Here is a 25,526-nt window from a genome sequence, read left to right on the forward strand (position 1 = left end):
TGCATGAGCAACCAACTGTTCGATGCCTACTTCACCGCGCCGGCGATGCGCGAGATCTTCTCCGACCGTGGCCGGCTGCAGGGCATGCTCGATTTCGAGGCTGCCCTGGCCCGCGCCGAGGCAGGTGCCGGGCTGGTGCCGCACACGGCGGTGAGCGCCATTGAGACGGCCTGCAAGGCCGAGCGCTATGACGTGCGCGCCTTGGCCGATGCCATCGCCATCGCCGGCAACTCGGCGATTCCCTTGGTCAAGGCCCTGGGCAAGGTGGTCGCCAGCGGCGTGCCCGAGGCCGAGCGCTACGTGCACCTGGGCGCCACCAGCCAGGATGCGATGGACAGCGGCCTGGTGCTGCAACTGCGTGACGCCCTGGCGCTGATCGACCGCGACCTCGGCAAGCTGGCCGACACCCTGGCCCGCCAGGCGCTGCAGCATGCCGACACGCCGCTGGTGGGGCGTACCTGGCTGCAGCATGCGACGCCGGTGACGCTGGGGATGAAGCTGGCCGGTGTGCTCGGCGCCCTGACTCGTCATCGTCAGCGCCTCAAGGAGCTGCGCCCGCGCCTGCTGGTGCTGCAGTTCGGCGGCGCCTCCGGCAGCCTGGCGGCGCTGGGCAGCAAGGCCTTGCCGGTGGCCGAGGCCCTGGCCGCGCAGTTGAAACTGTCCTTGCCCGAACAACCGTGGCACACCCAGCGTGACCGCCTGGTGGAATTCGCCGCGGTACTGGGCCTGGTTGCCGGCAGCCTGGGCAAGTTCGGCCGGGATGTCAGCCTGCTGATGCAGACAGAGGCGGGCGAGCTGTTCGAGCCCGGCGCGCCGGGCAAGGGCGGGTCCTCGACCATGCCGCACAAGCGCAACCCGGTGGGTGCTGCGGTGCTGATCGGTGCCGCCACCCGCGTGCCGGGACTGGTCTCGACACTGTTCGCCGCGATGCCTCAGGAGCACGAGCGCAGCCTCGGCCTGTGGCACGCCGAATGGGAAACCCTGCCGGAAATCTGCTGCCTGGTCTCCGGCGCCCTGCGCCAGGCACAGCTGATCGCCGAGGGCATGGAGGTGGACACTGCCCGTATGCGCCGCAACCTGGACCTGACCCAAGGCCTGGTGCTGGCCGAGGCGGTCAGTATCGTGCTCGCCCAGCGCCTGGGGCGCGAGCGTGCCCATGACCTGCTGGAGCAATGCTGCCAGCGCGCCGTGGCCGAGGGGCGCCACCTGCGTGCCGTGCTCGGCGACGAACCGCAGGTCAGCGCCGAACTGTCCGCTGACGAGCTCGACCGTCTGCTCGACCCTGCCCATTACCTCGGCCAGGCCCGTGTCTGGGTGGCACGGGCCGTGGCCGAACATCAACGATTCACTGCCTGAAAGGAGACCGCTGTGGCGCACCTGCAACTGGCCGATGGCGCATTGCATTACCAACTCGACGGTCCGGCCGATGCGCCGGTGCTGGTCCTGTCCAACTCGCTGGGCACCGACCTGCACATGTGGGATGCGCAGATCCCGGCATGGGCCGGGCATTTCCGTGTGCTGCGCTATGACACCCGGGGGCATGGCGGTTCGCTGGTCACCGAGGGCCCCTACAGCATCGAGCAACTGGGTGGCGACGTGCTGGCCCTGCTCGATGCCCTGGATATCGAGAAGGCCCACTTCATCGGCCTGTCCATGGGTGGTCTGATCGGTCAGTGGCTGGGCATCAGCGCGGGAAACCGCCTGCTCAGCCTGACCCTGTGCAACACCGCGGCGAAGATCGCCAACGACGAGGTGTGGAATACCCGCATCGACACCGTGCTTGCGGGCGGCCGACAGGCCATGGCCGATCTGCGCGATGCGTCCATCGCTCGCTGGTTCACCCCGGCGTTCGCCGCCGCCGAGCCGGAACGCACCCTGCGTATCTGCCAGATGTTGGCGCAGACTTCGCCGGAAGGCTACGCGGCCAATTGCGCCGCGGTGCGCGATGCCGATTTCCGTGACCAGCTCAACCATATTCAGGTGCCGACCCTGATCGTGGCCGGCACCGCCGATGCGGTGACCACACCCGAGCACGGTCGCTTCATGCAGGCCGGGATCCTCGGCGCCGAGTACGTTGAGTTTGCGGCGGCGCACCTGTCCAATGTCGAGATCGGCGCGCCGTTCAGCCGCCGTGTGCTCGACTTCCTGTCGAGTCGCTGAGGAGTACACCGTGGACGAGAAGCAACGCTACGAGGCGGGCATGCAGGTGCGCCGCGCGGTACTGGGCGACGCTCATGTCGACCGCAGCCTGGAGAAACTCAACGACTTCAACGGCGAGTTCCAGGAGATGATCACCCGGCACGCCTGGGGCGATATCTGGACGCGTCCGGGGTTGCCGCGGCATACCCGCAGCCTGATCACCATCGCCATGTTGATCGGCATGAACCGCAATGAAGAGCTCAAGCTGCACCTGCGCGCCGCCGCCAATAATGGCGTGACGCGGGAGGAGATCAAGGAGGTGATCATGCAGAGCGCGATCTACTGCGGGATCCCGGCGGCCAACGCCACGTTCCATCTGGCCGAGTCGGTGTGGGATGAGCTGGGGGTGGAGTCGCGCACTCAGGTGACTTGAGAGATTGCCGGGGCTGCTGCGCAGCCCATCGCGACACAAGGCCGCTCCTACAGGGACTGCGCATGCCTCGAGGTGGGGTCAGATCGCCGCTTTCTTCTGGCGGATGGCCACCGGCCCGGCATTGGCCTCCACGGCTTTTTTCAGCTCAGGGCACAGCCCGGCCATGAACGCCAGCTCCGCCACCACGAACAGCGGCCCGATGATCAACCCGCTCAGGTCATCGACGAACGCCGGCTTGCGCCCCTCATACCAGTGGCCGACAAACTGGATGATCCAGCCTACCACGAACGCCCCCAGCCCGGCGCTCAGCCACAACCCGGTGCTCTGCACGGCCAGTGCCTGGCCGGCCCACAGGCACAGCCCCAGCAGCAGGCCCATCACCAGCCCGAAGCGCAGGTCCAGGCGCAGGTAGAACCACACCGACCAGCCCGCCAGCAACAGCGCCGGCGACAGCCAGATGCCGGCCAGGTCCCAGCCGGGGCGCGACAGCAGGATGGTCACGGCCAGCACGATCAGCGGAATGCCGATGAAGTGGGTGGCGATGTTGCGCGGATCGCGGTGGTAGGCCGCGTATTGACTCAGGTGCTCGACGAGGTTTTTCATTGTTGTTCCTCCATCAGGGGTGGGCGCAGCTTGCCCCTGTTCAGTCACCGTCGTCTGTCGCCTGGCCGACAGAGTTCGTTTTGCGAGGCGCCATGCACGATCCGCGTACCCAGCTGCTGCATGGCCAGTGGTTCCGGCAATTGCCCGCTACCGTTCAGGATAGCCTGCTGGCCCTGGGCCGTGCGCGCGAGCTGGCGCCGGGGCAATGCCTGTTCCAGCGTGGCGATGCGCCCTGTGGCCTGTATGCGGTGCTCGAGGGGGCGATGCGGGTCGGCTCGGTCAGCAGCGAGGGCAAGGAGGCGCTGCTGACGCTGGTCGAGTCGCCCCACTGGTTTGGTGAGATAAGCCTGTTCGACGGTCAGCCGCGTACCCACGACGCCTATGCCGAAGGGCCGACGCGCCTGCTGTGGATCCCCCAGGCGCCGCTGCTCGAGTGGCTGGCGCGCGAGCCTGTGCATTGGCGTGAGCTGGCCTTGCTGATGAGCCACAAGTTGCGCTGGGTGTTCGTTGCCCTGGAGCAGCAGAGCCTGCTGGCCGCCGCGCCGCGGGTGGCCCAGCGTCTGCTGCAGATGGCCGAAGGCTACGGCGAGCGCGATGTCGCCCAGTGGCGGCTGCAGGTGTCCCAGGAACAGCTGGCGCTGATGTTGTCGCTGTCGCGCCAGACCATCAACCAGATCCTCAAGAGCTTCGAGCAGTCCGGCGTGGTGCGCCTGGGCTATGGCGAGGTGGAGATTGTCGATGCCCGGCGTCTGCGGGCGATGGGGCAGCATCCAGGCTGACCAGGGTGTCGATCATCGCCCGCGCCGCCGGTGACAGGCGATAGCCGCTGCGGCTGATCACCCCGCAGCGTACGCTGAGCACTTCCAGGCCCGGGGGCAGGTTGCGCCAGTGCAAGCGCACCAGATCGCCGGCGGCCAGGTCCTCGGCCACCGCCTCTTCGCTGGCCGTGCCGATGGCATCGCTGGCCAGCACCACGCTGCGCAGCACCGCCAGGTGCTCGGTCTGCAGGTGCGGGGTGAAGTCGCTGCGTCCGCTGAGGTTGGCCAGGCGCTTGCGCACGCCCGGCGCCAACAGCGCGCTGGCCAGGGGATAGGCGAACAGGTCGTTGGTTGACAGGCTGTCCTTGGCCAGCAGCGGGTGCCCGGGGCGGCAGAAGAACAGGCCGGGGCGCGGGGTCAGCGCTTCGGTGTGGAAGTTCGGGTCGGCCTCGAACGGGCGCACGTCATCGACGAAGAACTCGATCTGCTCGCGCCGCAGGGCCTGGCCCAGGCGTTCGGCGTTGTCCACCAGCAGCGCGGTGCGGATGCCCGGATGGCGCTCGATGAAGTGTTGCAGGGCCTGGGGCACCAGGCGCACGGCCAGGGCCGGGCCGCTGCCGAAATGCAGTTCGCCGGCATCGAGCTTGGTCATCTGCAGCACTTCGTTGTTCAACTGCGCCGCGCCTTGCACCAGGCGACGGGCGTGTTGCAGTACAACTTGTCCCTCGGGCGTGGGGGGCAGCGACTTGTTGGCGCGATCGACCAGGGCGCAGCCGAAGGCCTGTTCGAGGTTCTGGATGGCGCGGCTGAAGGCGGGTTGGGTGATGCCCATGGCTTCGGCGGCGCGGACGAAACTGCGGTATTCGGTGAGGGCGATGAAATAGCGCAGTTGGCGGAGGTCCATGCTCGGGCTCTGGTGCGGGGGGCGGAGCTTGGTTTTAGCGACTTGTTACATATAGCGTCAAAGAATGTTAATTAATTTGAATATGTCTTTTGGTTATTTGTCTGGTGACAGGCCTAATCGCGGGGCAAGCCCGCTCCCACGCTGCTCCCACGCCATTGCTGGTTTGTGCGGGCGGCGTGGGAGCGGGCTTGCCCCGCGATGGCATCAAAGAAGATTGAGCGGGTAACTGACGATCAACCGGTTCTCGTCGAACGCATTGCTGCTGAAATCCCTGCGCATGGTCGAGTTGCGCCATTTCACCGACAGGTCCTTGAAGGTCCCTGCCTGCACCACATAGGCCAGCTCGGTCTCCCGGGCCCACTCCTTGCCATCGTCCACCCCGCCCGCATGCACGTTGTCACCCTTGATGTAGCGGTTCATCAGGGTCAGTCCGGGAATACCGACAGTGACGAAGTTGAAGTCATGGCGCACCTGCCAGGAGCGCTCCTTGGCATTATCGAAGCTGGCGTTGTAGCTGTCGTTGGCCAGGGTGCCGCCGCTGGTGCCGTTGACCCGCATCCAGGCGTCGTCGCCACTGACCTTCTGCAAGCCGACGTAGAAGGTGTGGCCCTGGTAGCGCGCCGAGAGCATGGCCGAGGCGGTGCGGTTGTCGAGGTCGCCGGCGCGGGCGCTGCCGTCTTCCTTGCCGAGGAAGTAGCCCAGGTTGGCGCCCAGGGTCCAGTCGCCCAGGGGCTGGCTGTGCACCAGGTTCAGGTACTGCTGGCGGTAGATGTCCTTGAGGCGGGCGTCCCACAGGCCGACCGTCGTGCGCTTGTCGTTGAAGCTGTATTCGCCACCGGCGAAGTTGAAGCGGTCGGAGGTGATGCCGGCGCGCCCCTGCATGAACATGTCTTCCATGCTCGCGTCGTTGCGCGGGCTGTTGCCGCGGAACTGGCCGGCATAGAGGGTCAGGCCGTCGATTTCCTTCGAGGTGAGCTGGCCGCCGCGGAACGTCTGCGGCAGCGAGCGTCCATCGTCCGAACGCAGGATCGGCAGCACCGGCATCCACTCGCCGACCTTGAGTTCGGTTTGCGACAGGCGCGCCTTGAACGCCACGCCCAGGCGGCCGAAATCATCGGCCGGGCGGCCATCGTCATGCACCGGCAGCAGGTGGGTGCCGGCCGTGCCTCTGCCACCGTCGAGCTTGACCGAGTACAGCCCCAGCACGTCGATACCGAAGCCGACGGTGCCCTGGGTGAAGCCGGAACGGGCGTCGAGGATGAAGCTCTGGGTCCATTCCTCGGCCTTGCCCTGGGGGTTGGCCGGGTCGACGAAGTTGCGGTTGATGTAGAAGTTGCGCAGGTTGAGGCTGGCCTTGGCGTCCTCCAGAAAGCCGCTTTCGGCGGCGACGGCGGGCAAGGCGCAGGATAGGGCCAACAGGCCCGGCAGCAGCTGGCGTGCGGGTTGCAAAGTGCTCATCTGTCGTGGATCTCTTGTTTTTATTGGGCGAGCCGGTGCGCTGCGGGTGCGGGCCGCAGGGTTGGGCGTCTTTAGAGAGAGCTTGTGCAACGTTGCGTGGGCGATGGTGCGGGGGAGGGTGGGGGCGAGGCAATTCGTGGAACGCGGAATGGGGCGATTATCGAACGTAATGTTGACCGACCGGTATCGCGGGGCAAGCCCGCTCCCACGTTGCGATACCTCAGGTTGAAGAGCAGCGTGGGAGCGGGCTTGCCCCGCGATGTGGCCTGTGCGGGCAACAAAAAGCCCACCGTAAGGGTGGGCTTGATGCGTTAGCGGTCCAATCAGCCTTTCGGCGTCTGGATCGAGGCCTGCTGCTGGGTCTGCTCGTACCAGCCGCCACCGAGGGCCTTGTACAGGTTGACCTCGCTGACCAGCTGCGACAGGCGATCGCCGATCAGCGACTGCTGGGCGCTGAACAGGTTGCGCTGGGCGTCGAGGAAGGTCAGGTTGCTGTCGATACCGATGCGGTAGCGGCGCTCGGCCAGGCGGTAGTAGTCCTGGTTCGCCGCCACCAGGTCGCGTTGCGCCTGCAGCTGCTCTTCGAACGTCTTGCGTGCGGCCAGGCCATCGGCGACTTCCTGGAAGGCGGTCTGGATGGTCTTTTCGTACTTGGCGACGTTGATGTCCTTCTGGATCTTCGAGTAGTCCAGGCTGGCCTTGAGGCTACCGGCATTGAAGATCGGCAGGTTGATCTGCGGCTGGAACAGCCAGGTGCCCGAACCACCCTTGAACAGCCCGCCCATGTCCGGGCTCAGGGTACCGGCGTTGGCGGTCAGGCTGATGCTCGGGAAGAACGCGGCGCGGGCGGCGCCGATGTTGGCGTTGGCGGCCTTGAGCAGGTGCTCGGCTTCCTGGATGTCCGGACGGCGCTGCAGGATGTCGGACGGCAGGCCCGCCGGTACTTCGGCCAACTGGTCGGCATTGAGCTCCAGCGGCTTGGGCAGGGTGGCCGGTACGCCGGTACCCACCAGCACGGTGAGGCTGTTCAGGTCCTGGGCGACCAGGCGCTGGTACTGCGACAGCTTGACCCGCGCGCCTTCGACGGCGGTACGCGCCTGGCTCAGGTCCAGCGCCGAAGCCACGCCCACCTCATTGCTACGGCGGGTCAGGTTGTAGCTCTCTTCGTACGTCTTGAGCGTTTCTTCGGTCAGCTTCAGCAGCGCCTGGTCGGCCTGCCAGGTGTAGTAGGCGTTGGCCACGCTGGCCACCAGGCTGATCTGCGTGGAGCGACGTGCCTGCTCGCTGGACAGGTAGGTTTCCAGGGCCTGCTCGGTCAGGCTGCGTACGCGACCGAACAGGTCCAGCTCATAGGAGCTGACACCCAGGGTGGCCGAGTACTGGCTGCTGATGGTGGATTCGCCGGTCTGCGACATGTTCGCCGGCATCCGCTGGCGGCTGCCGCTGCCATTGGCCGACACGGCCGGGAACAGGTCGGCGCGCTGGATGCGGTACTGGGCGCGGTAGGCGTCGATGTTCAACGCCGCGACGCGCAGGTCGCGGTTGTTTTCCAGCGACGTCTGGATCAGCTGCTGCAGCGCCGGGTCGTGGAAGAACTGGCGCCAGCCCTGTTCGGCCGCGGCGACGTTGGCCGACTCGGTCGGCGAGTACGCAGGGCCTTGCGGCCACTGCGCGGCCACCGGCGCCTCAGGCGTCTGGTAGTCGGGGATCAGCGAGCAGCCGCCGAGGATGAAGGCGGTTACCGCCAGGGACAACAAAGACTTGGTCATTGCCCAGCCTCATAACGTGGAGTTTCAGGGGTGGCGTGTTCTTTCGGCTCTTTGCTGCCGAACAGCGACGACACTGCGACGAAGAATAGCGGTACCCAGAAGATGGCCAGCACGGTCGCACTGATCATGCCGCCGATCACGCCGGTACCGATGGCGTGCTGGCTGCCGGCGCCGGCGCCGCTGGCGATGGTCAACGGTACCACGCCGAGGATGAACGCCAGCGAGGTCATGATGATCGGGCGCAGACGCATGCGGCACGCCTCGATCGCTGCGTCGTACAAGCTGCGGCCTTGCTCGTGCAGTTCCTTGGCGAACTCGACGATCAGGATGGCGTTCTTCGCCGCCAGGCCGATCGTGGTCAGCAAGCCGACCAGGAAGTACACGTCGTTGGACAACCCGCGCAGGCTGGTGGCGAGCAGGGCACCGATGATACCCAGCGGTACCACGAGCACGACCGCGATCGGGATCGACCAGCTTTCGTACAGCGCCGCCAGGCACAGGAACACGAACAGTACCGAGAGGGCGAACAGCGCCGGCATCTGCGAACCGGAGAGTTTTTCCTCGTAGGACATGCCGGTCCAGGAGTAGCCGATACCGGTTGGCAGTTCGCCGGCGATGCGCTCGACTTCGGCCATGGCCTCACCGGTACTGTAGCCCGGGGCCGGGGTACCGAGGATCTCGACCGCTTCCACGCCGTTGTAGCGCGACAGCTTCGGCGAGCCGTAGCTCCACTCGCCCTTGGCGAAGGAGGAGAACGGCACCATCTCGCCCTTGCCGTTGCGCACGTACCACTTCTGCAGGTCTTCCGGGCTCATCCGCGAGTTCGGCTCGCCCTGGATGTAGACCTTCTTGACCCGACCGCGGTCGATGAAGTCGTTGACGTAGCTACCGCCCAGGGCGATCGACAGGGTGTTGTTGATGTCGGCGATGGTCACGCCCAGGGCACTGGCGCGTTCGTCGTCGATGGTCAGCTGGTACTGCGGCTCGTCGTTCAGGCCGTTCGGACGCACGGCGCTGAGGATCTTGCTCTGCGCGGCCTTGGCCAGGAACTGGTTGCGCGCTTCCATCAGTTTCGCGTGGCCGACGCCGGCGCGGTCCTGGAGGAACACGTCGAAGCCGGTGGCGTTACCCAGTTCGAGTACCGCCGGCGGGGCGAAGGCGAACACCATCGCGTCGCGGAAGCTGAAGAAGTGCATCTGCGCGCGCTGGGCGAGGGCGAACACGCTGTTCTCCTTCGAGCGCTCGTCCCACGGCTTGAGCATGATGAACGCCATGCCCGAGCTCTGGCCACGACCGGCGAAGTTGAAGCCGTTGACGGTGAACACCGATGCCACGGTGTCGGCTTCCTTGTCGAGCAGGTACTCACGCATCTGGTCGACCACCACTTGGGTGCGCTCGGCACTGGAGCCGGCCGGGGTCTGCACCTGGGCGAACAGCACGCCCTGGTCTTCTTCCGGCAGGAACGCGGTGGGGATACGGGCGAACAGCCAGATCATGCCGACCACGATCAGGGCGTATGCCAGCAGGAACGGGATCTTGTTACGCAGGATGGTGCCGACGCTGCGCTCGTAGCCGACAACGCTGCGGTCGAAGTTGCGGTTGAACCAGCCGAAGAAGCCGCGCTTGGCCACATGGTGCTCGCCCTTCTTCAGCGGCTTGAGCATGGTGGCGCACAGGGCCGGAGTGAAGATCAGCGCTACCAGCACCGACAGGCCCATGGCCGAGACGATGGTGATGGAGAACTGGCGATAGATCACACCGGTGGAACCGCCGAAGAAGGCCATCGGCAGCAGTACCGCCGACAGTACCAGCGCGATACCCACCAGGGCGCCCTGGATTTGCTCCATGGAGCGCTTGGTTGCCTCCTTGGGCGGCAACCCTTCCTCGGACATCACCCGCTCGACGTTCTCCACCACGACGATGGCATCGTCCACCAGCAGGCCGATGGCCAGGACCATGGCGAACATGGTCAGGGTGTTGATGCTGAACCCGGCGGCGGCAAGGATGCCGAAAGTACCCAGCAACACCACCGGCACGGTCATGGTGGTGATGATGGTGGCGCGGAAGTTCTGCAGGAACAGGTACATCACCAGGAACACCAGGACCACGGCCTCGATCAGGGTGTGGATCACCCCGCTGATCGATTCGGTGACCACCGGCGTGGTGTCATACGGGAACACGGCCTTCACGCCCGGCGGGAAGAACGGCTCCAGGTCGCTGATGGTGGTGCGCAGCGCCTTGGCAGTATCCAGCGCGTTGGCGCCGGTGGCCAGCTTGACCGCCAGGCCCGAGGCCGGCTTGCCGTTGTACTGGGCGCTGATAGCGTAGTTCTCGCCGCCCAGGCCGACCGTGGCGACATCGCCCAGGCGTACTTGGGAACCGTCGTTGTTGACCTTGAGCAGGATCTTCTCGAACTGCTCGGCGGTCTGCAGGCGGGTCTTGCCGATGATGGTGGCGTTGAGCTGGGTACCCGGCAGTGCCGGCAGGCCGCCGAGCTGGCCGGACGAGACCTGGACGTTCTGCGCGGCCACGGCGGTGCGCACATCGACCGGAGTCAGCTGGAACTTGTTCAGCTTGGCCGGATCCAGCCAGATACGCATGGCGTACTGCGCACCGAACACCTGGAAGTCACCGACGCCCGCGGTCCGCGAGATCGGGTCCTGCATGTTGGAGACGATGTAGTTGGCCAGGTCGTCCTTGCTCATGCTGCCGTCTTCGGACACCAGGCCGATCACCAGCAGGAAGTTCTTCACTGCCTTGGTGACGCGGATACCTTGCTGCTGCACTTCCTGCGGCAGCAGCGGGGTGGCCAGGTTCAGCTTGTTCTGTACCTGGACCTGCGCGGTGTCGGAGTTGGTGCCCTGCTCGAAGGTGGCGGTGATGGTCATGCTGCCGTCAGAGTTACTTTCCGACGACACATAACGCAGGTTGTCGATACCGTTGAGCTGCTGCTCGATCACCTGCACCACGGTGTCCTGCACGGTCTGCGCCGAGGCGCCCGGGTAGGTCACGGAGATGGCGATGGCCGGCGGGGCGATGCTCGGGTACTGGTTGATCGGCAGCTTCAGGATCGACAGGGCGCCGACCAGCATGATCACCAGGGCGATCACCCAGGCGAAGATCGGGCGATCGATAAAGAACTTCGACATGGTTTACTCCGCTTTGGCGTCGGCTTTGGCCGTGTTGGCCTGAGCAGGGCCGGCCGGCTTCTTGACGTTGGTGGCTTCGCTGACCTTGACCTCGACACCCGGTCGCACGAACTGCAGCCCTTCGGTGATCAGACGGTCGCCCGGGTTCAGGCCTTCCTCGATCAGCCAGTCGCTGCCCAGGGTGCGGCTGGCCTTGAGCTGGCGCAGTTCGACCTTGTTCTCCTGGTTGACCACCAATGCGGTCGGCGCGCCCTTGAGGTCACGGGTCACGCCCTGTTGCGGGGCCAGGATGGCGTTGGCGTTGACCCCGGCCTTGAGCCGCGCATGGACGAACATGCCGGGCAGCAGGGTGTGGTCGGGGTTGGGGAAGATCGCGCGCAGGGTGACGGAGCCTGTGGTCTCGTCGACCGCGACTTCGGAGAACTCCAGGCGACCCTGTTGCTTGAACAGGCTGCCGTCTTCCAGCACCAGCTGCACCTGGGCGGCGTTGTCGCCGGCCTTTTGCAGTTGGCCGCCTTCCAGGTCACGGCGCAGCTTGAGCAGCTCGGCGGTGGACTGGGTGACGTCGACGTAGATCGGATCGAGCTGCTGGATGGTGGCCATGGCGTTGGTCTGGCCGTTGTTCACCAGGGCGCCTTCAGTGACCGAGGAGCGACCGATACGGCCACTGATCGGCGCCAGCACCTTGGTGTAGCGCAGGTCGATCTGGGCGCTCTTGAGCGAGGCCTCGGCCTGCAATCGTTTGGCATTGGCGTCGTCGTACTCTTGCTTGGAGACGGCCTGCTCGTCGATCAGTTGCTTGTAGCGCTCGGCCAGCGAGCGGGTAGCCTGCAGGTTGGCCTGGGCGTTGGCCAGGGTCGCCTCGTAGACGGCCGGGTCGATCTGGTAGAGCTGCTGCCCTTCCTTGACGTCGGTGCCTTCCTTGAACAGGCGCTTGAGAATGATGCCGTTCACCTGCGGGCGAACCTCGGCCACACGGTAGGCGCTGGTGCGCCCCGGCAGTTCCGAGGTCAGGGTGAAGGCTTGCGGTTGCACGGTCACGACGCCGACCTGAGGAGCCTGCGGCGCAGGCGCTGCTTCCTCTTTCTTACAGCCACTGAGCAGGGTTGCCAGGGCCACGGCGGAAACCAGGGCGGTTACGGCTGGCTTGAATTGCATGAGGATCCTCGGGTCGCAGGAGCAAGGGAGCTCAAGAATATAGTGGAAGAGTCTTAAGAGAAAAACGCTATCCGGTGGATAAATAGCTTGCTAAGGAATATACTTACATTCATGGTTGTTTGTAAATACCGTCGGTGAGTCGCCGCGGATCGTCCACATGCACCCGGGAGTGGCCCATGAAGCGCTCGCCCCGGCCCGATTCCCGTCCGCCAGCTGAGCGGGCGGGGCCTGATGAGGTTGTACTGCCATGGTCCGTCGAACCAAAGAAGAAGCCCAGGAAACCCGTGCCCAGATCATCGAGGCGGCGGAAAAGGCCTTCTACAAGCGCGGGGTCGCGCGTACCACCCTGGCCGACATTGCCGAGCTCGCGGGGGTGACCCGCGGGGCGATCTACTGGCATTTCAGCAACAAGGCGGAACTGGTGCAGGCGCTGCTCGACAGCCTGCACGAAACCCACGACCACCTGGCCCGGGCCAGTGAAAGCGAGGACGAACTCGACCCGCTCGGCTGCATGCGCAAGCTGTTGCTGCAAGTGTTCAACGAGCTGGTGCTCGATGCCCGTACCCGGCGTATCAATGAAATCCTGCATCACAAGTGCGAGTTCACCGACGACATGTGTGAGATTCGCCAACAACGCCAGGGCGCGGTGCTGGACTGCCATCAGAGCGTTGCCCTGGCCTTGGGCAATGCGGTACGTCGTGGCCAGTTGCCCGCCGAGCTCGATATCGAGCGGGCGGCGGTGGCCATGTTTGCCTATGTGGACGGCCTGATCGGCCGCTGGCTGCTGCTGCCGGACAGCTTCGACCTGTTGGGCGATGTCGAAAAATGGGTCGACACCGGGCTGGATATGCTGCGCTTGAGCCCGGGCTTGCGCAAATGACACTTTGTTAAGGATTGTGAGGAAGTGTTACTCCCATCCGATTAACGCAGAATTAATAACGTGGGAGCGACGCACCGCCGCTCCCACAATCCTCAGCGCCCGCGCAACTGCCTGTCTGGCAACGCCAGCGCCGCCAGAAGTCCGATCAGCGACGCCCCGGCACTGACCAGCAGCAGGTCGCGGAAGGTTTCCAGCAAGCGCGCCTGGGTCTGCGGATCCGCCTCTCCCGCTTTGAGGCTGCCCAATAGCGGATTGCCCAACATCTCGAAACCACCCTGGTGCAATAGCGCTAGCAGCAGGCTGGACATGCACGCCACCCCCATTGCCCCGCCGAGCGAGCGGAACAGGTTGGTGGTGCTGGTTGCCACGCCGATGTCCCGGCTGTCCACCGCGCTTTGCGTGCCCACCAGCGAGGTGGGGAACTGCAGGCCGCAGGCGATGCCGGTCAGCAGCATGAACAGCGCGCCGAGCAACCCCGATTGCGGCGGCGTCAGCGCCATGGCGGCGATGGCCAGCGGCATCAGCAGTGCTCCGGTGAGGATCTGCGGCTTGAAGCGGCCGGTGCGGCTGGTCATGCGCCCGCCGGTGAAGGCGCCGATGGGCAGCCCCATGGCCAGCGGCAGCAGGTGCAGCGCCGCGCTGTCGGCGCCGGCACCGGTGATGCCCTGGAAGCGCAGGGGCATGAGCATGGTCAGCGAGATCGACTGGAAGCTGGCGAAGAAGATCACGCACCAGCACAGCACCGCGACCCGGTTGCCAAACAGGCCCAGCGGCAGCAGCGGTTCGCGGCAACGGCGCTCGTGGGCGATGAACGCCAGCAGCCCGAGCAGCGCGCAGCCCAGCAGCGCCAGCACCTGCGACGACAGCCAGGGATGCCCCTGGCCAACCAGGGTAATGCCCAGCAGCAGGCTGCCCAGGCCAAGGATCATCAACACCGCGCCGAGGTAGTCCACCCGGGCCTCGCGGCGCTTGACCGACAAGCCGTCCAGCGCCCGGTGGATCACCCACAGGGCGACCAGCCCCAGCGGCAGGTTGATCCAGAACACCCAGCGCCAGGACAGGTACTCGGTGAGCCAACCGCCAAGCACCGGCCCGGCGACACTGGCCAAGGCATACATGCTGCTGAAATAGCCCTGGTAGCGCCCGCGCTCGCGGGGCGGCACGAAGTCGCCGATGATCGCCTGGCTCACCGACACCATGCCGCCGGCACCGATGCCTTGGAGCACCCGCGCCAGCACCAGCTGCGGCATGTCCTGGGCCAGGCCGCAGGCCACCGAGGCCAGGGTGAACAGGGCAGTGCCGGTGAGGATCATGCGCCGCCGGCCATACAGGTCACCGAGCTTGCCGTAGATCGGCACGGCGATGGTCATGGCCACCATGTAGCCGGAGATGACCCAGGCCAGCAGCCCGACATCATTGAACTGCGCGGAAATCGCCGGCATCGACACGGCGACGATGGTCTGGTCGAGGGCGCCGAGGAAGATCGCCAGCATCAGGGCGGTCAGGACGCTGCGCAGGACGGTGGGGGGCAGGGCGGCGGTCACGGTGGATACCTTGTGGTCAGCGCTGGCGCGATCGCGAGGCATCGTGGGAGCGGCCTTGCCCCGCGATGGGCTCATTAATGGTGGAGCATTGTACCCTGAGTTACATAGCTACCTATGTACTCCATGCATCCCCTATGCAAGATCGGCATTGGCGCATTCATCCAGCGCTGCATGACCGCGTGATATCGTGGCAGGGCCGCAGAGGCTGAAATCCGGGGCCTGCACCAGCATGGTGCAGCCATTTGCCGCAGGATTTCGCGTCGCTGTATGTCCACACCTTCTATTCCTCTGCCTGCATGTCGAGCATGACCGCCCTGATGGCGACGGTTGGAACAGTCAGGTAGACCCGATACAGGGGTCGGTAGTCAGCCGTTCACCATTTTTCATTTTCAAGCGGAGTGATCATGCCCAAGGCTTCCCACCACGATCTGCGTTTTGCCTTCCGCGAACTGCTTGCTTCAGGTTCGTGCTATCACACCGCTTCGGTCTTCGACCCGATGTCCGCCCGTATCGCCGCGGACCTGGGCTTCGAAGTCGGCATCCTCGGCGGCTCGGTCGCCTCGTTGCAGGTCCTGGCCGCGCCGGACTTCGCCCTGATCACCCTCAGCGAGTTCGTCGAGCAGGCCACCCGCATCGGGCGCGTCGCCCAGTTGCCGGTGCTCGCCGATGCCGACCATGGCTACGGCAATGCGCTCAACGTGATGCGCACGGTCATCGAGCTGGAGCGCGCCGGCGTGGCCGCGCTGACCATCGAGGACACCTTGCTGCCGGCCCAGTTCGGCCGCAAGTCCACCGACCTGATCTCGGTGGAGGAGGGCGTGGGCAAGATTCGCGCGGCGCTGGAGGCGCGTGTCGACTCGGCGCTGGCGATCATTGCCAGGACCAATGCCGGCGTGCTCACCACAGAGGAAATCATCGTCCGTACCCAGAGCTACCAGAAGGCCGGCGCCGATGGTATCTGCATGGTGGGGGTGAAGGACTTCGAGCAGTTGGAGCAGATCGCCGAGCACCTGAGCGTGCCGCTGATGCTGGTCACCTACGCCAACCCGAACCTGCGTGACGACGAGCGCCTGGCGCGCCTGGGCGTGCGCATCGTGGTCGATGGCCATGCCGCCTACTTCGCCGCGATCAAGGCCACCTACGACTGCCTGCGCCAGCAGCGTGGCCTGCAGCACAAGTCAGACAGCCTCGGCGCCACCGAGCTTTCGCACACCTACACCCAGCCCGAGGACTACATCCGCTGGGCCAAGGAGTACATGAGCGTCGAAGAGTGATCCACTCTACCTGACGGCGCTCAGCGTGGCGCTGTGGGGAACGCAGTGCTCATGGACGCAGCTGGCGGCCGCGTTGGGCTGGCTGCGCAGCAGCTCGACCCGCCAGCAGGCCGAGCCGTAGAGCCCGGCCACCGCGACCAGGGCGAAGACGAGGGCGCAACGCCTGGATTTGATGCTCATGGTGCGGACCTCCTGTTGGTGCAACAGGTGATACCTTCAAGCATAGGCCTTGTGCGCGGATCTGCATGGCCTGGACTCAGCTCAATCCCTTGTCCCACTCCGGCTCGTCGCCGAACCGCTGCGCCAGGAAGTCCAGCATGCTGCGCAGCGTCGCCGGCATGTGCTTGCGCGAGGTGTACACCGCATTCAGGGTCAGCTCCCGTGGCCTGGCGTGCGGCAACAGCCGCACCAGCTCGCCGCTGCGCAACGCGGCCGCCGCCTGATAGGTGGGCAACATGGCGATGCCGGCGTGGGCCAGGGCGGCTTTCTGCAGGGTCATGGCCTCGTTGGCGCTGATATTGCCCTGCACCGGCACGGCGACGTTCTGCCCATCCACCTCGAAATGCCACAGGTTGTGACCAAAGTAGGCGTGGGTCAGGCAGTTATGCCGGCTCAGTTCCTCGACCTGGCGCGGTGTGCCGTGCTCGCGCAGGTAGGCAGGGCTGGCGCAGACCACCGAGCGGCACACGCTCAGGCGCCGGGCGATGAGGTTGGGGTCGACATCGTTGCTGGTGCGGATGGCCAGGTCGATGCGCTCGTCCACCAGGTTGACGGTGCGGTCGAGCATCTGCAGTTCCACCTTCACCCCGGGGTAGCGTTTGACATAGGCGGCCAGCGCATCCACCAGCTGGGCCTGGCCGAACGAGGTGCTGACACTGATGCGCAGTTCACCACGGGGCGCGTCGTCCGGCTGGCGCACGGCGTTCTGCAGGTCGCCGGCCAGCTCCAGCAACTGGCGGCAGCGGGGCAGGGTTTCGAGACCCGCCGCCGTCAGACTGAGCTTGCGCGTGGTGCGTTGCATCAGGCGCGCGCCGACCCAGTCCTCCAGCTCCGCCAGGTAGCGTGAGACCACGGGCCTGGAAAGCTCCAGATGATCCGCCGCGGCGGACTGGCTGCCCAGGTCGACGACGGTGACGAATACGCGCATGGCGTTGAGGCGGTCCATGATCTGTCCGATTTCAGAAACAAACTATGTCGAAGCATCGCATTTTTTGTATTGGTTCGGGCAACTAAGCTTGCCTGCATCGTCCCACTCACAGGATCTTGCGATGTCTCTTCTCACCCCCCTGCGCGGCCTGCTGCTGGCCTGTCTTACCCTCGGCGGCCAGGCCATGGCCAGCGAACCGCTTAAGCTCGAAGCCTACAACCCTGGTCACGCGGCGATCTTTCCGGTCAGCTCGGTGATCGTCAGCGGCGCCCATGATGCCATCCTGGTCGACGCGCAGTTCGGCAAAGGTCAGGCCGAGCAGGTGGTCGAACGCCTGCGTGCCAGCGGCAAGCAGCTGACCACCATCTATGTCAGCCATGGCGACCCGGATTACTACTTTGGCCTGGACACCATTACCCAGGCGTTTCCCAAGGCGCGGGTGGTCGCCTCGGCCGCCACTGTCGAGCACATCCGCAAGACCATGGACGCCAAGCTGGCCTACTGGGGCCCGCAGATGGGCGCGGACAAGCCGGCACGCCTGGTGGTGCCGCAGGTCCTCAAGGGCAATCGCCTGGAGCTGGAAGGCCAGGCACTGGAGGTTGTCGGTCTGGACGGTCCACAGCCGGACCGCAGCTTCGTCTGGATTCCCTCGATCAAGGCAGTGGTCGGTGGCGTGGTGGTTTCCGAGCACATCCACGTGTGGATGGCCGACACCCAGACCGCGCAATCCCACGCCGACTGGTTGAGCACCCTGGCGAAGATCGAGCAGCTCGCCCCGCGCACGGTGATCCCAGGGCATTACCTGGGCGACAGCAGCCGCTCGCTGGACGCGGTGCGCTTTACCGCCGGCTACATTCGTGACTTCGATACCGAAGCCGCCAAGGCCGCCGATTCCGCCGCGCTGATCGCGGCGATGAAGCAACGCTACCCGAACCTTGGCGACGAGAGCTCCCTGGAACTGGGGGCCAAGGTCGCCAAGGGCGAGATGAAGTGGTAATCCCTTTCAACCTGTTGGAGTGTTTCCCATGAGCAAGATCGCAATCATCGGTGCCACCGGGCGCGCCGGCAGCCAGTTGCTGGAAGAGACCTTGCGCCGTGGCCACAGTGTGGTGGCCATCGCCCGGGATCCGGGCAGCCTGCAAGGGCGTGACGGCGTGACGGTCAAGGCGCTGGATGCCAAGGACAGCGTCGCCCTGCAGGCGGCCGTGGCGGGCTGCGACGCGGTGCTGAGCGCGGCGCATTTTTCCACTATCGAACCGGGCGCGATCATCGAACCGGTCAAGCGGGCCGGGGTCAAGCGCCTGCTGGTGGTGGGCGGGGCCGGCAGCCTGCTGCTGCCGTCCGGGCACCGGGTGATCGACAGCCCGGACTTCCCCGAGGCCTACAAGGCCGAGGCCAGTGCCGGGGTGCGCTTCCTCGAAACGCTGCGCCGCGAGCCGACCCTGGACTGGACCTTCCTGTCGCCGTCGGCGGAGTTCGTCGAAGGTGAGCGCAGCGGGCACTACACCCTGGGCAAGGACCACCTGCTGATCGGTGCAGACGGCAAGAGCTGGATCACCTTTGCCGATTACGCCATCGCCATGCTCGACGAGCTGGAGAAACCGGCGCATTCGCGGGCGCGGTTCACAGTGGGCTACTGAGTCCACCGCGGTACCTGTAGGAGCGGCCTCGTGTCGCGAAAGGGCCGCAAAGCGGCCCCAGCGATTTATGCCATGGCCAAGATCCTGGGGCTGCTGCGCAGCCCTTTCGCGGCACAAGGCCGCTCCTACAGGGGATGTGCAAGGCTTGAGGCACGCGCCTGCAGCCACTCCATCAACTCGACCAGCCCCGCGGGCATGGTCTTCGACGGGCTCACCAGGTAATAGCCCTTCCCGGTCGTCACCTTCAGCTCGAATGGCATGCACAACCGGCCCGTGCGCAGGTCGTCGCCGATCAGCGAGAAATCGCCGATGGCGATTCCCGTCCCTTGAGAGGCCATGGCCATCGCCATGTCCAACGTCTCGAAATGCTGCTTCGGCCCCTGGGGCTCGAACCCGGCATCGGCCGCCTGCAACCACAGTCGCCAGTCATGTTCGTCCCTCGAAGGGTGCAGCAGCATCTGCCGCGCCAGGTCCCGCAACTGCAAGGGGCCGCTCGATAACGATGGCGCGCAGACCGGCGTCAGCTGTTCGTCGAACAGCTTGCGTACCTGCAGCCCATGGTTCGGCGCCGCGCCATAGACCACGGCCGCATCGAAGCCCTCGCGGCGAAAATCCACGCCATGCTGCACCGTGGTGGTCAATTCCACCGGCACATCCGGGCGCAGTGCCTGCCATTCCAGCAAGCGTGGCAGCAGCCAGCGCATCACGCAGGTCGGCGCCTTGAGCTGGAGTGTTGTGCTACGCCCGCCGACCTCACGCACGCCTTGCTCGATCAGGGCAAAGACCTGCTGCACCCGGGGCAGCCAGTCCTGCCCTTCGCGGGTCAGCGCCAGGCCTCGGGCCTGGCGCTGGAACAGCGCGTAGCCCAGGTGCTCCTCGAGCCCGGCGATCTGCCGGCTGACCGCGCCCTGGGTGATATGCAGCTGTTGCGCGGCGCGGGTGAAGTTGCAGTGCTGGGCGGTCACCAGGAAGGTGTGCAGGGCGGGGAGGGGCGGCAGGCGTTTCATCGTGACAAGCCATGATATGGGATCATGGCTAGTATGTGTTTTTTTGCATTGTGGCGGTAGTCGGCGCTTGGTTCCATGAGCACAGGTCTCAACAAGAATCGGGTACTCGATGATGGCAACCTGTGGTGAAGTGCTGGTCAAACTCCTCGAAGGCTATGGCGTCGATCATGTCTTCGGCATTCCCGGTGTGCATACCGTAGAACTCTACCGCGGCCTGGCCGCCTCCTCGATCCGTCACATCACCCCGCGCCACGAGCAGGGGGCCGGGTTCATGGCCGACGGCTACTCGCGTACCCGGGGCAAGCCTGGGGTGTGCTTCATCATCACCGGCCCGGGCATGACCAACATCACCACTGCCATGGGCCAGGCCTACGCCGACTCGATCCCGATGTTGGTGATTTCCAGCGTGCAATCGCGCAGCCAGCTGGGCGGCGGACGCGGCAAACTGCACGAGCTGCCCAACCAGGCCGGCTTGGTCGCGGGGGTGGCGGCGTTCTCGCACACGCTGATGAGCGCCGATGACCTGCCCGAGGTGCTGGCCCGCGCTTTCGCCGTGTTCGATGGCGCCCGACCTCGCCCTGTGCATATCGAGATTCCGCTGGATGTGCTGGTGGAGCCCGCCGATCAGCTGTTGCCGGGCCGGGTGGTGCGCACCACCCGTGCCGGCGCCGCGCCACAGACCGTTCAGCGCATGGCCGTGCGCCTGGCCAAGGCGCGGCGTCCGCTGATCCTCGCTGGTGGCGGTGCGCTGGAGGCGGGCGCCGGGCTGGCGCGGCTGGCCGAGCACCTACAGGCGCCGGTGGCGCTGACCATCAACGCCAAGGGGTTGTTGCCCGCCAACCATCCGCTGCAGATCGGCTCGACCCAGACCCTGCCGGCCACCCGTGCGCTGGTGGCCGAGGCCGACGTGGTGCTGGCCATCGGCACCGAATTGGCCGAAACCGACTACGACGTGACCTTCAAGGGCGGTTTCGAGATTCCCGGCAGCCTGCTGCGGATCGATATCGACCCGGACCAGACGGTGCGCAACTACCTGCCCGAACTGGCCCTGGTGGCCGATGCCGTCCAGGCTACCGAAGCACTGCTGGTGGCCCTGAACCTGCAGGCGCAACCGCCGCGCGAAAGCGATTGGGGAACGGCGCGGGCCGCCCGCCTGCGCCAGGACAATGCGGCCAGCTGGGACCAGCCGACCCTGAGCCAGACCCGTCTGCTGACCAGCATCCTGCAAACCCTGCCGGACGCCATCCTGGTGGGCGATTCGACCCAGCCGGTCTACACCGGCAACCTGACCCTGGACATGGCCAGGCCGCGTCGCTGGTTCAATGCCTCGACCGGTTACGGCACGCTGGGCTACGCGTTGCCAGCCGCCATGGGCGCCTGGCTGGGCAGCGCCGAGTCGCCCGCCGCACGCGCGCCTGCGGTGTGCCTGATCGGTGATGGCGGTCTGCAGTTCACTCTCCCAGAACTGGCCAGCGCGGTCGAGGCGCAGGTGCCGCTGATCGTGCTGCTGTGGAACAACCAGGGGTACGAGGAAATCAAGAAGTACATGGTCAACCGGGCGATCGAGCCGGTCGGCGTGGACATCCATACCCCGGACTTCATTGGCGTGGCGCGGGCGCTGGGGGCCGAAGCCGAGAACGTGGGCGATGTGGCGCAGCTGCAGGCAGCGTTGGGTCGGGCGGTGGAACGCCAGGGTCCAACCTTGATCCAGGTGGATCAAGGTCAGTGGCAGCAGGTGGTACTGGGCTGAGCGTAGTAGCGAGGGCTGCGCCCTCGATCGCGGGGCAAGCCCGCTCCTACAGTCGTCCGATGCTCGTCGTTCTTCAGCTGGCGCTGGCGCGCAGGCGCGCCACGTCACGAATCGGCGGCGCGCCGTACAAGCGGCTGTACTCGCGGCTGAACTGCGACGGGCTTTCATAACCTACCCGGTAGCCGGCCACCGCAGCCTCCAGCCCGTCGTTGAGCATCAGTCGCCGCGCCTCCTGCAGGCGCAGCTGCTTCTGGTACTGCAACGGGCTCATCGAGGTCACCGCCTTGAAGCGGTGGTGCAGGGTCGAGGTGCTGAGGTTGACCTCGCGTGCCAGGTCCTCGATGCGCAAGGGCTCCTGGTAATGCCGGTTGAGCCAGGCGATGGCCTGGCATACCCGGTGGGTCTGGCTGCTGGACAGGGCGATCTCGCACAGGCGCCAGCCCTGGGGGCCGCGCAGCACACGGTACATCAGTTCGCGGCGCACCAGTGGGGCGAGCACGGCGATGTCCCGTGGGCTGTCGAGCAGGCGCACCAGGCGCAGCAGCGTGTCGAGCAGTTGCGGATCGCTTTTCTCCACGAACAGTCCACGGCCGGAAGTCTGGCCAGGGACCAGTATCGGCCCGCTTTCGGCGATCAGCTGGCTGATCTGTGCCGGGTCGATATCCAGGCGCAGGCCCAGACAGGGATTCTCTGGGCTGGCTTCGAGGAGGGCGCCGGTGATGGGCAGCGTCACCGAGACCACCATGTAATGCAGTGGGTCGTAGGTATAGCGTTCGTCGCCCAGAAACAGGGTCTTGCTGCCCTGGGCCAGAATGCACAAGGCTGGTTGCGCCAGGGCCGGCATGCCGCGCACATCCTCTTCGTAGCGCGTCAGGTACAGGTCCTCGATGGCCGACACCGAGCCATGGGGGCCTTGGGCGTGACGCTGGATCAGCCCGGCCAGCTCCTGGCGTTGCTGCTCCAGAAGCGGATCAAGGGGCGTGGATGAAGTCATGGCGGGATTCCTCTGCTGACCGACGCAGCATAGGTTTGGGCAATGGCAGATGCTAGTCGAAAGCTGCAGATCGATTGCCTGATCCTGCCGCGCTGCAGGATCAGGCAATCGGCCGGCAGTAATGGCCTAACGGCCCGCGCGGGCGAACCCCTAACCTTGGCAGCCTGGTTTTCCCGTCCGTAGCGCTTCAAGGAGATCGTTCATGACCCAGCAGCAACCGGTCACACACCTGGCTTTCATCCGCGCCAGCAACGGTCGTTCCGCGGAACTCGGCGTGCGCCTGCGCGACCTGCTCGAGCCGTCGCGACGTGCGCCGGGCTGCCTGAGCTTCAGCGTGCAGCGCTCGCAGGTCGATGCCGACCTGTGGCTGCTCAGCGGCAGCTGGTGCGACCAGCAGGCGATGAGTGGCTATTTCGCCTCGCCCACCCTCGACGTGTTCGGGGAGCTGGTGCAGGAGCAGGTGGTCAGCAGCCTCGACCTGCATACGTTCGCCTAGCGTGTAGAATGCCGCCCTCGATCACACAGGCGCAGAGCGACATGGCACGTAGAGAATTCCCCCACTTCGAAGCGGTTTCGGCAATGGTTCCGGTGCAAGGCGGCGGCTACCACGCGGCGATCGCCGTGAAGGCCTTGGGCATGGGTGGCGCGCCGCGCTTTCACAAAGTGCTGGACGGGCAGGTGTTCCAGTCGGCGATCGCGGCCGACGAGGCCGCTTGTGCCGAACTCGAACGCCTGCAGGGCGTGGGCGAGGAAGGTGAACTGATCTTCTGATCAGACCTGTGGCCGAGCCATCTTGAACAGCTCGCCCAGCGCAAAGTAGTCGGCCGGGCCGCCGCCGCGCAGGATGGGCTCGGCGGCGGCGGTATCGTAGATGCCGTCCTTCAGCAGGTGCTCGGCAATGTGCACCGCCACCACCTCGCCGAGGATCAGCCAGCTGGGCACCAGCTCCTGGTCCGCACGCTTGAGCTGGACGATCTGGCTGACCTTGCATTCGAAACTCACCGGGCTTTCGCCGACACGCGGCACCTTGACCACCTTCGAGGCGGTCGGGGTGAGGCCGCTGAGCACGAACTCGTCGACATCCGCCGCCACGGCGGCGCAGCTCTGGTTCATTCGTTCCGCCAGCGGACGGGTGGCCAGGTTCCAGACGAACTCACCGGTCTGCTCGATGTTGTTGAGGCTGTCTTTGCGCCCGACGCTGCAGAAACCGATGATCGGAGGGATGTAGTTGAAGGCGTTGAAGAAGCTGTAGGGCGCCAGGTTCAGACGGCCTTCGCGGTCGTGGCTGGAGATCCAGCCGATGGGGCGTGGGCCGACGATGGCGTTGAACGGGTCGTGGGGTAGGCCGTGGCCTTTGGCGGGTTCGTAGTAGTACATCTGCGCAAGGCCGCGAGGCCCTTCCTGGTGGGGGACAAGGCGCCTAGTGTGCCAAGGCTTGGCTCGGCTGCAAATGATCAAGCCCGGCCGAAGCCGGGCTGGTTGCGCACATCAGCGATCAGCTGATGCGGTGGCCGTTGGTGCGGTCGAAGCCATCTTCGGCGAAGCGTTGGCCGCCGGTGCGATCAAAGCCGTCTTCGGCGAAGCGTTGGCCGCCGGTGCGATCGAAGCCGTCCTCTGCGAAGCGTTGGCCGCCGGTGCGGTCGAAGCCGTCTTCTGCGAAGCGCTGGCCGCCGGTACGATCAAAGCCATCTTCTGCGTAGGTGGCCGACTGGCTCTGCACGGCAGCGAAGGTGTGGGCGCCGGTACGATCGAAGCCGTCTTCGGCAAAGGCACCAGTGGTCAGAACAGAGAGGGCGAGGGTGAGGATCAGTTTGTTTTTCATGGTCGTTGCTCCGGTGAGTTGCCAGGGGTTGTTGTTTCTATGGGTTCAATGCTACGCCTATAAAATCGATAAAAAAGCGCAAAAAATAGCGCATAAGAATCTGTTTATTCGATTGTTAAGGGTGCGGCTACCCCTGGCTTGCAGTGGGCATCGCGTGTGGCGTGCAGCACGACCGCCAATGATTTTTCCAGTTCGACAAAGATGAAAGGCGGAAATTAATGGGGAGTTAAGGGCACGCGAGCCTGGGGATTAAGCAATCAACGGATTTTTCATACGGCTCAAACCGATTTTTCAGGCTTCGCTCGCCACCATCGCCGCACTTGAACCCCTGGAGCGGCACACCCATGAACAAACTCCCGCAAATCACCTTGGCCTTCTGGGTCATGAAGATCTGCGCCACCACCCTCGGCGAGACGGCCGGCGACCTGCTGTCGATGACCCTGGACATCGGCTACGCCATGAGTTCGCTGTTGCTTATCAGCGTGTTCCTGGTGACCCTGGTCAGCCAGCTCTACTCGCGCCGTTACCACCCGATGCTGTACTGGCTGGTGATCCTCTCCACCAGTACCGCCGGTACCACCATGTCCGACTTCATGGACCGGACCCTGGGCCTGGGCTACGCCATGGGCTCGGCACTGCTGATAGGCATTCTCATGCTGACCTTTGCCCTGTGGCGCCTGAGCGGCAACCCGCTGGACGTCAGCCGCATCCGCAATCGTGGTGGCGAGCTGTTCTATTGGGTAGCGATCCTGTTCTCCAACACCCTGGGCACCGCCCTGGGCGATTACCTGGCCGATGATTCCGGCCTGGGCTTCGCTGGTGGCGCGCTGCTGATCGGCTCGGCGATCGCGCTGGTGGCCGCAGCCCGCTACTGGACGAAGATCTCGGGCGTCGTGCTGTTCTGGATCGCCTTCGTCCTCACCCGTCCGTTCGGTGCCACGCTGGGCGACGTGCTGACCAAGTCACACGAGAAAGGCGGACTGGACTTCGGCACAGTGGGCTCATCGCTGGTGCTTGGCGGCGTGCTGCTGGTACTGGTGCTGATGGCCACCTATTACCAGCGTCGCGAGCCGCAGCGGGTGGCCGAGCTGTCGTAA

Annotated in this window: 25 protein-coding genes; 12 read left to right on the top strand and 13 right to left on the bottom strand. The window is 65.5% G+C overall.

The genetic code is table 11. The features are described 5' to 3' along the window. The first annotated feature begins 3 nt into the window (after positions 1-3). The 3 genes from HU751_RS13700 to pcaC are packed head-to-tail and all read left to right on the top strand — an operon-like array spanning position 4 to position 2,572. Complete coding sequence (locus HU751_RS13700) at positions 4-1,356, top strand: 3-carboxy-cis,cis-muconate cycloisomerase (protein WP_186731989.1); 1,353 nt, start codon at positions 4-6, stop codon at positions 1,354-1,356. 12 nt (positions 1,357-1,368) lie between these two features. Then, entirely contained in the window at positions 1,369-2,160 is a 792-nt protein-coding gene (gene pcaD, locus HU751_RS13705) for a 3-oxoadipate enol-lactonase (RefSeq protein WP_186731990.1), read from the top strand. A 10-nt stretch (positions 2,161-2,170) separates the two neighbouring features. Further along, positions 2,171-2,572, top strand: coding sequence for a 4-carboxymuconolactone decarboxylase (gene pcaC / locus HU751_RS13710; protein ID WP_186713129.1), 402 nt, complete (start codon positions 2,171-2,173; stop codon positions 2,570-2,572). Positions 2,573-2,650: 78 nt separating this feature from the next. Here pcaC and HU751_RS13715 read toward each other — a convergent pair whose 3' ends face one another. Continuing rightward, positions 2,651-3,175: an Mpo1 family 2-hydroxy fatty acid dioxygenase gene (locus tag HU751_RS13715; RefSeq protein ID WP_186731991.1), complete on the bottom strand. Its 525-nt coding sequence runs from the start codon at positions 3,173-3,175 to the stop codon at positions 2,651-2,653. Positions 3,176-3,267: 92 nt separating this feature from the next. Here HU751_RS13715 and HU751_RS13720 point away from each other — a divergent pair, with 92 nt between their 5' ends. Next, positions 3,268-3,954: a Crp/Fnr family transcriptional regulator gene (locus HU751_RS13720; RefSeq protein WP_186731992.1), complete on the top strand. Its 687-nt coding sequence runs from the start codon at positions 3,268-3,270 to the stop codon at positions 3,952-3,954. Here HU751_RS13720 and HU751_RS13725 read toward each other — a convergent pair. The 5 genes from HU751_RS13725 to ttgA form a co-directional block, all read right to left on the bottom strand. Further along, entirely contained in the window at positions 3,854-4,837 is a 984-nt protein-coding gene (locus HU751_RS13725) for a LysR family transcriptional regulator (RefSeq protein ID WP_186731993.1), read from the bottom strand. The two genes, HU751_RS13720 and HU751_RS13725, sit on opposite strands and share 101 nt — an antisense overlap. Before the next feature lie 204 nt (positions 4,838-5,041). Continuing rightward, on the bottom strand, positions 5,042-6,295 hold the full coding sequence (locus tag HU751_RS13730; protein WP_186731994.1) for an OprD family porin: 1,254 nt from the start codon (positions 6,293-6,295) through the stop codon (positions 5,042-5,044). A 323-nt stretch (positions 6,296-6,618) separates the two neighbouring features. After that, on the bottom strand, positions 6,619-8,064 hold the full coding sequence (locus HU751_RS13735) for an AdeC/AdeK/OprM family multidrug efflux complex outer membrane factor (protein ID WP_186731995.1): 1,446 nt from the start codon (positions 8,062-8,064) through the stop codon (positions 6,619-6,621). Then, entirely contained in the window at positions 8,061-11,213 is a 3,153-nt protein-coding gene (gene ttgB, locus HU751_RS13740; protein ID WP_050703921.1) for a multidrug efflux RND transporter permease subunit TtgB, read from the bottom strand. Before ttgB ends, HU751_RS13735 begins: the two co-directional genes overlap by 4 nt. Positions 11,214-11,216: 3 nt before the next feature. Further along, complete coding sequence (ttgA, locus tag HU751_RS13745) at positions 11,217-12,371, bottom strand: toluene efflux RND transporter periplasmic adaptor subunit TtgA (RefSeq protein WP_011535416.1); 1,155 nt, start codon at positions 12,369-12,371, stop codon at positions 11,217-11,219. A 247-nt stretch (positions 12,372-12,618) separates the two neighbouring features. Between ttgA and ttgR the strand changes: the two genes are divergently transcribed. Beyond that, the gene (gene ttgR, locus HU751_RS13750) at positions 12,619-13,251 is read left to right on the top strand and encodes an efflux transport transcriptional regulator TtgR (RefSeq protein WP_050703922.1); all 633 of its coding nucleotides are present in this window, start codon (positions 12,619-12,621) and stop codon (positions 13,249-13,251) included. A gap of 92 nt (positions 13,252-13,343) precedes the next feature. Here the strand turns inward: ttgR and HU751_RS13755 are convergent, their stop codons facing one another. After that, positions 13,344-14,795, bottom strand: a complete 1,452-nt coding sequence (locus tag HU751_RS13755; RefSeq protein ID WP_186732093.1) for an MDR family MFS transporter — start codon at positions 14,793-14,795, stop codon at positions 13,344-13,346. Between the two features lie 404 nt (positions 14,796-15,199). Here HU751_RS13755 and HU751_RS13760 point away from each other — a divergent pair, with 404 nt between their 5' ends. Continuing rightward, positions 15,200-16,069, top strand: a complete 870-nt coding sequence (locus HU751_RS13760) for an isocitrate lyase/PEP mutase family protein (protein ID WP_023630223.1) — start codon at positions 15,200-15,202, stop codon at positions 16,067-16,069. A 6-nt stretch (positions 16,070-16,075) separates the two neighbouring features. Here the strand turns inward: HU751_RS13760 and HU751_RS13765 are convergent, their stop codons facing one another. Beyond that, the gene (locus HU751_RS13765; protein ID WP_177330819.1) at positions 16,076-16,249 is read right to left on the bottom strand and encodes a hypothetical protein; all 174 of its coding nucleotides are present in this window, start codon (positions 16,247-16,249) and stop codon (positions 16,076-16,078) included. 76 nt (positions 16,250-16,325) lie between these two features. Next, complete coding sequence (locus HU751_RS13770; RefSeq protein ID WP_186731996.1) at positions 16,326-17,234, bottom strand: LysR family transcriptional regulator; 909 nt, start codon at positions 17,232-17,234, stop codon at positions 16,326-16,328. A 103-nt stretch (positions 17,235-17,337) separates the two neighbouring features. Here HU751_RS13770 and HU751_RS13775 point away from each other — a divergent pair, with 103 nt between their 5' ends. Together HU751_RS13775 and HU751_RS13780 are read left to right on the top strand one after the other, a co-directional pair. Then, positions 17,338-18,213, top strand: coding sequence for an MBL fold metallo-hydrolase (locus HU751_RS13775; RefSeq protein WP_186731997.1), 876 nt, complete (start codon positions 17,338-17,340; stop codon positions 18,211-18,213). A gap of 28 nt (positions 18,214-18,241) precedes the next feature. Beyond that, entirely contained in the window at positions 18,242-18,856 is a 615-nt protein-coding gene (locus HU751_RS13780) for an NAD(P)-dependent oxidoreductase (protein ID WP_186731998.1), read from the top strand. Between the two features lie 125 nt (positions 18,857-18,981). Here the strand turns inward: HU751_RS13780 and HU751_RS13785 are convergent, their stop codons facing one another. Beyond that, the gene (locus HU751_RS13785) at positions 18,982-19,863 is read right to left on the bottom strand and encodes a LysR substrate-binding domain-containing protein (RefSeq protein ID WP_186731999.1); all 882 of its coding nucleotides are present in this window, start codon (positions 19,861-19,863) and stop codon (positions 18,982-18,984) included. Between the two features lie 112 nt (positions 19,864-19,975). Here HU751_RS13785 and HU751_RS13790 point away from each other — a divergent pair, with 112 nt between their 5' ends. Further along, positions 19,976-21,613 (top strand): 5-guanidino-2-oxopentanoate decarboxylase, encoded by a 1,638-nt coding sequence (locus HU751_RS13790; RefSeq protein WP_186732094.1) that lies wholly within the window; start codon positions 19,976-19,978, stop codon positions 21,611-21,613. 73 nt (positions 21,614-21,686) lie between these two features. Here HU751_RS13790 and HU751_RS13795 read toward each other — a convergent pair whose 3' ends face one another. Next, a complete protein-coding gene (locus HU751_RS13795) occupies positions 21,687-22,607 on the bottom strand; it encodes an AraC family transcriptional regulator (protein ID WP_186732000.1) in 921 nt (306 codons plus the stop codon). Between the two features lie 202 nt (positions 22,608-22,809). On the opposite strand from HU751_RS13795, the gene HU751_RS13800 reads away from it, so the two are divergent. Together HU751_RS13800 and HU751_RS13805 are read left to right on the top strand one after the other, a co-directional pair. Next, positions 22,810-23,103 (top strand): putative quinol monooxygenase, encoded by a 294-nt coding sequence (locus tag HU751_RS13800; RefSeq protein WP_050703928.1) that lies wholly within the window; start codon positions 22,810-22,812, stop codon positions 23,101-23,103. A gap of 41 nt (positions 23,104-23,144) precedes the next feature. Beyond that, positions 23,145-23,378 carry a hypothetical protein gene (locus tag HU751_RS13805; RefSeq protein WP_186713115.1) on the top strand — a complete coding sequence of 78 codons (234 nt, stop codon included), beginning with the start codon at positions 23,145-23,147 and terminating at the stop codon, positions 23,376-23,378. Here the strand turns inward: HU751_RS13805 and HU751_RS13810 are convergent, their stop codons facing one another. Then, positions 23,379-23,984 carry a flavin reductase family protein gene (locus tag HU751_RS13810; RefSeq protein ID WP_186732001.1) on the bottom strand — a complete coding sequence of 202 codons (606 nt, stop codon included), beginning with the start codon at positions 23,982-23,984 and terminating at the stop codon, positions 23,379-23,381. Positions 23,985-24,102: 118 nt separating this feature from the next. Next, positions 24,103-24,429 (bottom strand): hypothetical protein, encoded by a 327-nt coding sequence (locus HU751_RS13815; RefSeq protein ID WP_186713113.1) that lies wholly within the window; start codon positions 24,427-24,429, stop codon positions 24,103-24,105. 344 nt (positions 24,430-24,773) lie between these two features. Here HU751_RS13815 and HU751_RS13820 point away from each other — a divergent pair, with 344 nt between their 5' ends. Next, entirely contained in the window at positions 24,774-25,526 is a 753-nt protein-coding gene (locus tag HU751_RS13820; RefSeq protein ID WP_186732002.1) for a COG4705 family protein, read from the top strand.

The sequence above is a fragment of the Pseudomonas peradeniyensis genome (genome assembly GCF_014268935.2).
In the GTDB taxonomy this organism is placed as follows: Bacteria; Pseudomonadota; Gammaproteobacteria; order Pseudomonadales; family Pseudomonadaceae; genus Aquipseudomonas; species Aquipseudomonas peradeniyensis.

What these genes read in the sequence shown, in the direction of transcription:
- HU751_RS13775 (WP_186731997.1), top strand. Translation starts at nt 17,338, where the DNA reads ATGTCTCTTCTCACCCCCCTGCGCGGCCTGCTGCTGGCCTGTCTTACC.
- HU751_RS13760 (WP_023630223.1), top strand. Translation starts at nt 15,200, where the DNA reads ATGCCCAAGGCTTCCCACCACGATCTGCGTTTTGCCTTCCGCGAACTG.
- HU751_RS13790 (WP_186732094.1), top strand. Translation starts at nt 19,976, where the DNA reads ATGGCAACCTGTGGTGAAGTGCTGGTCAAACTCCTCGAAGGCTATGGC.
- HU751_RS13770 (WP_186731996.1), bottom strand. Translation starts at nt 17,234, where the DNA reads ATGGACCGCCTCAACGCCATGCGCGTATTCGTCACCGTCGTCGACCTG.
- ttgA (WP_011535416.1), bottom strand. Translation starts at nt 12,371, where the DNA reads ATGCAATTCAAGCCAGCCGTAACCGCCCTGGTTTCCGCCGTGGCCCTG.
- HU751_RS13785 (WP_186731999.1), bottom strand. Translation starts at nt 19,863, where the DNA reads ATGAAACGCCTGCCGCCCCTCCCCGCCCTGCACACCTTCCTGGTGACC.
- ttgB (WP_050703921.1), bottom strand. Translation starts at nt 11,213, where the DNA reads ATGTCGAAGTTCTTTATCGATCGCCCGATCTTCGCCTGGGTGATCGCC.
- HU751_RS13820 (WP_186732002.1), top strand. Translation starts at nt 24,774, where the DNA reads ATGAACAAACTCCCGCAAATCACCTTGGCCTTCTGGGTCATGAAGATC.
- HU751_RS13805 (WP_186713115.1), top strand. Translation starts at nt 23,145, where the DNA reads ATGGCACGTAGAGAATTCCCCCACTTCGAAGCGGTTTCGGCAATGGTT.
- HU751_RS13735 (WP_186731995.1), bottom strand. Translation starts at nt 8,064, where the DNA reads ATGACCAAGTCTTTGTTGTCCCTGGCGGTAACCGCCTTCATCCTCGGC.
- ttgR (WP_050703922.1), top strand. Translation starts at nt 12,619, where the DNA reads ATGGTCCGTCGAACCAAAGAAGAAGCCCAGGAAACCCGTGCCCAGATC.
- HU751_RS13720 (WP_186731992.1), top strand. Translation starts at nt 3,268, where the DNA reads ATGCACGATCCGCGTACCCAGCTGCTGCATGGCCAGTGGTTCCGGCAA.
- HU751_RS13795 (WP_186732000.1), bottom strand. Translation starts at nt 22,607, where the DNA reads ATGACTTCATCCACGCCCCTTGATCCGCTTCTGGAGCAGCAACGCCAG.
- HU751_RS13800 (WP_050703928.1), top strand. Translation starts at nt 22,810, where the DNA reads ATGACCCAGCAGCAACCGGTCACACACCTGGCTTTCATCCGCGCCAGC.
- HU751_RS13730 (WP_186731994.1), bottom strand. Translation starts at nt 6,295, where the DNA reads ATGAGCACTTTGCAACCCGCACGCCAGCTGCTGCCGGGCCTGTTGGCC.
- HU751_RS13700 (WP_186731989.1), top strand. Translation starts at nt 4, where the DNA reads ATGAGCAACCAACTGTTCGATGCCTACTTCACCGCGCCGGCGATGCGC.
- HU751_RS13780 (WP_186731998.1), top strand. Translation starts at nt 18,242, where the DNA reads ATGAGCAAGATCGCAATCATCGGTGCCACCGGGCGCGCCGGCAGCCAG.
- HU751_RS13815 (WP_186713113.1), bottom strand. Translation starts at nt 24,429, where the DNA reads ATGAAAAACAAACTGATCCTCACCCTCGCCCTCTCTGTTCTGACCACT.
- HU751_RS13810 (WP_186732001.1), bottom strand. Translation starts at nt 23,984, where the DNA reads ATGTACTACTACGAACCCGCCAAAGGCCACGGCCTACCCCACGACCCG.
- HU751_RS13765 (WP_177330819.1), bottom strand. Translation starts at nt 16,249, where the DNA reads ATGAGCATCAAATCCAGGCGTTGCGCCCTCGTCTTCGCCCTGGTCGCG.
- HU751_RS13725 (WP_186731993.1), bottom strand. Translation starts at nt 4,837, where the DNA reads ATGGACCTCCGCCAACTGCGCTATTTCATCGCCCTCACCGAATACCGC.
- HU751_RS13715 (WP_186731991.1), bottom strand. Translation starts at nt 3,175, where the DNA reads ATGAAAAACCTCGTCGAGCACCTGAGTCAATACGCGGCCTACCACCGC.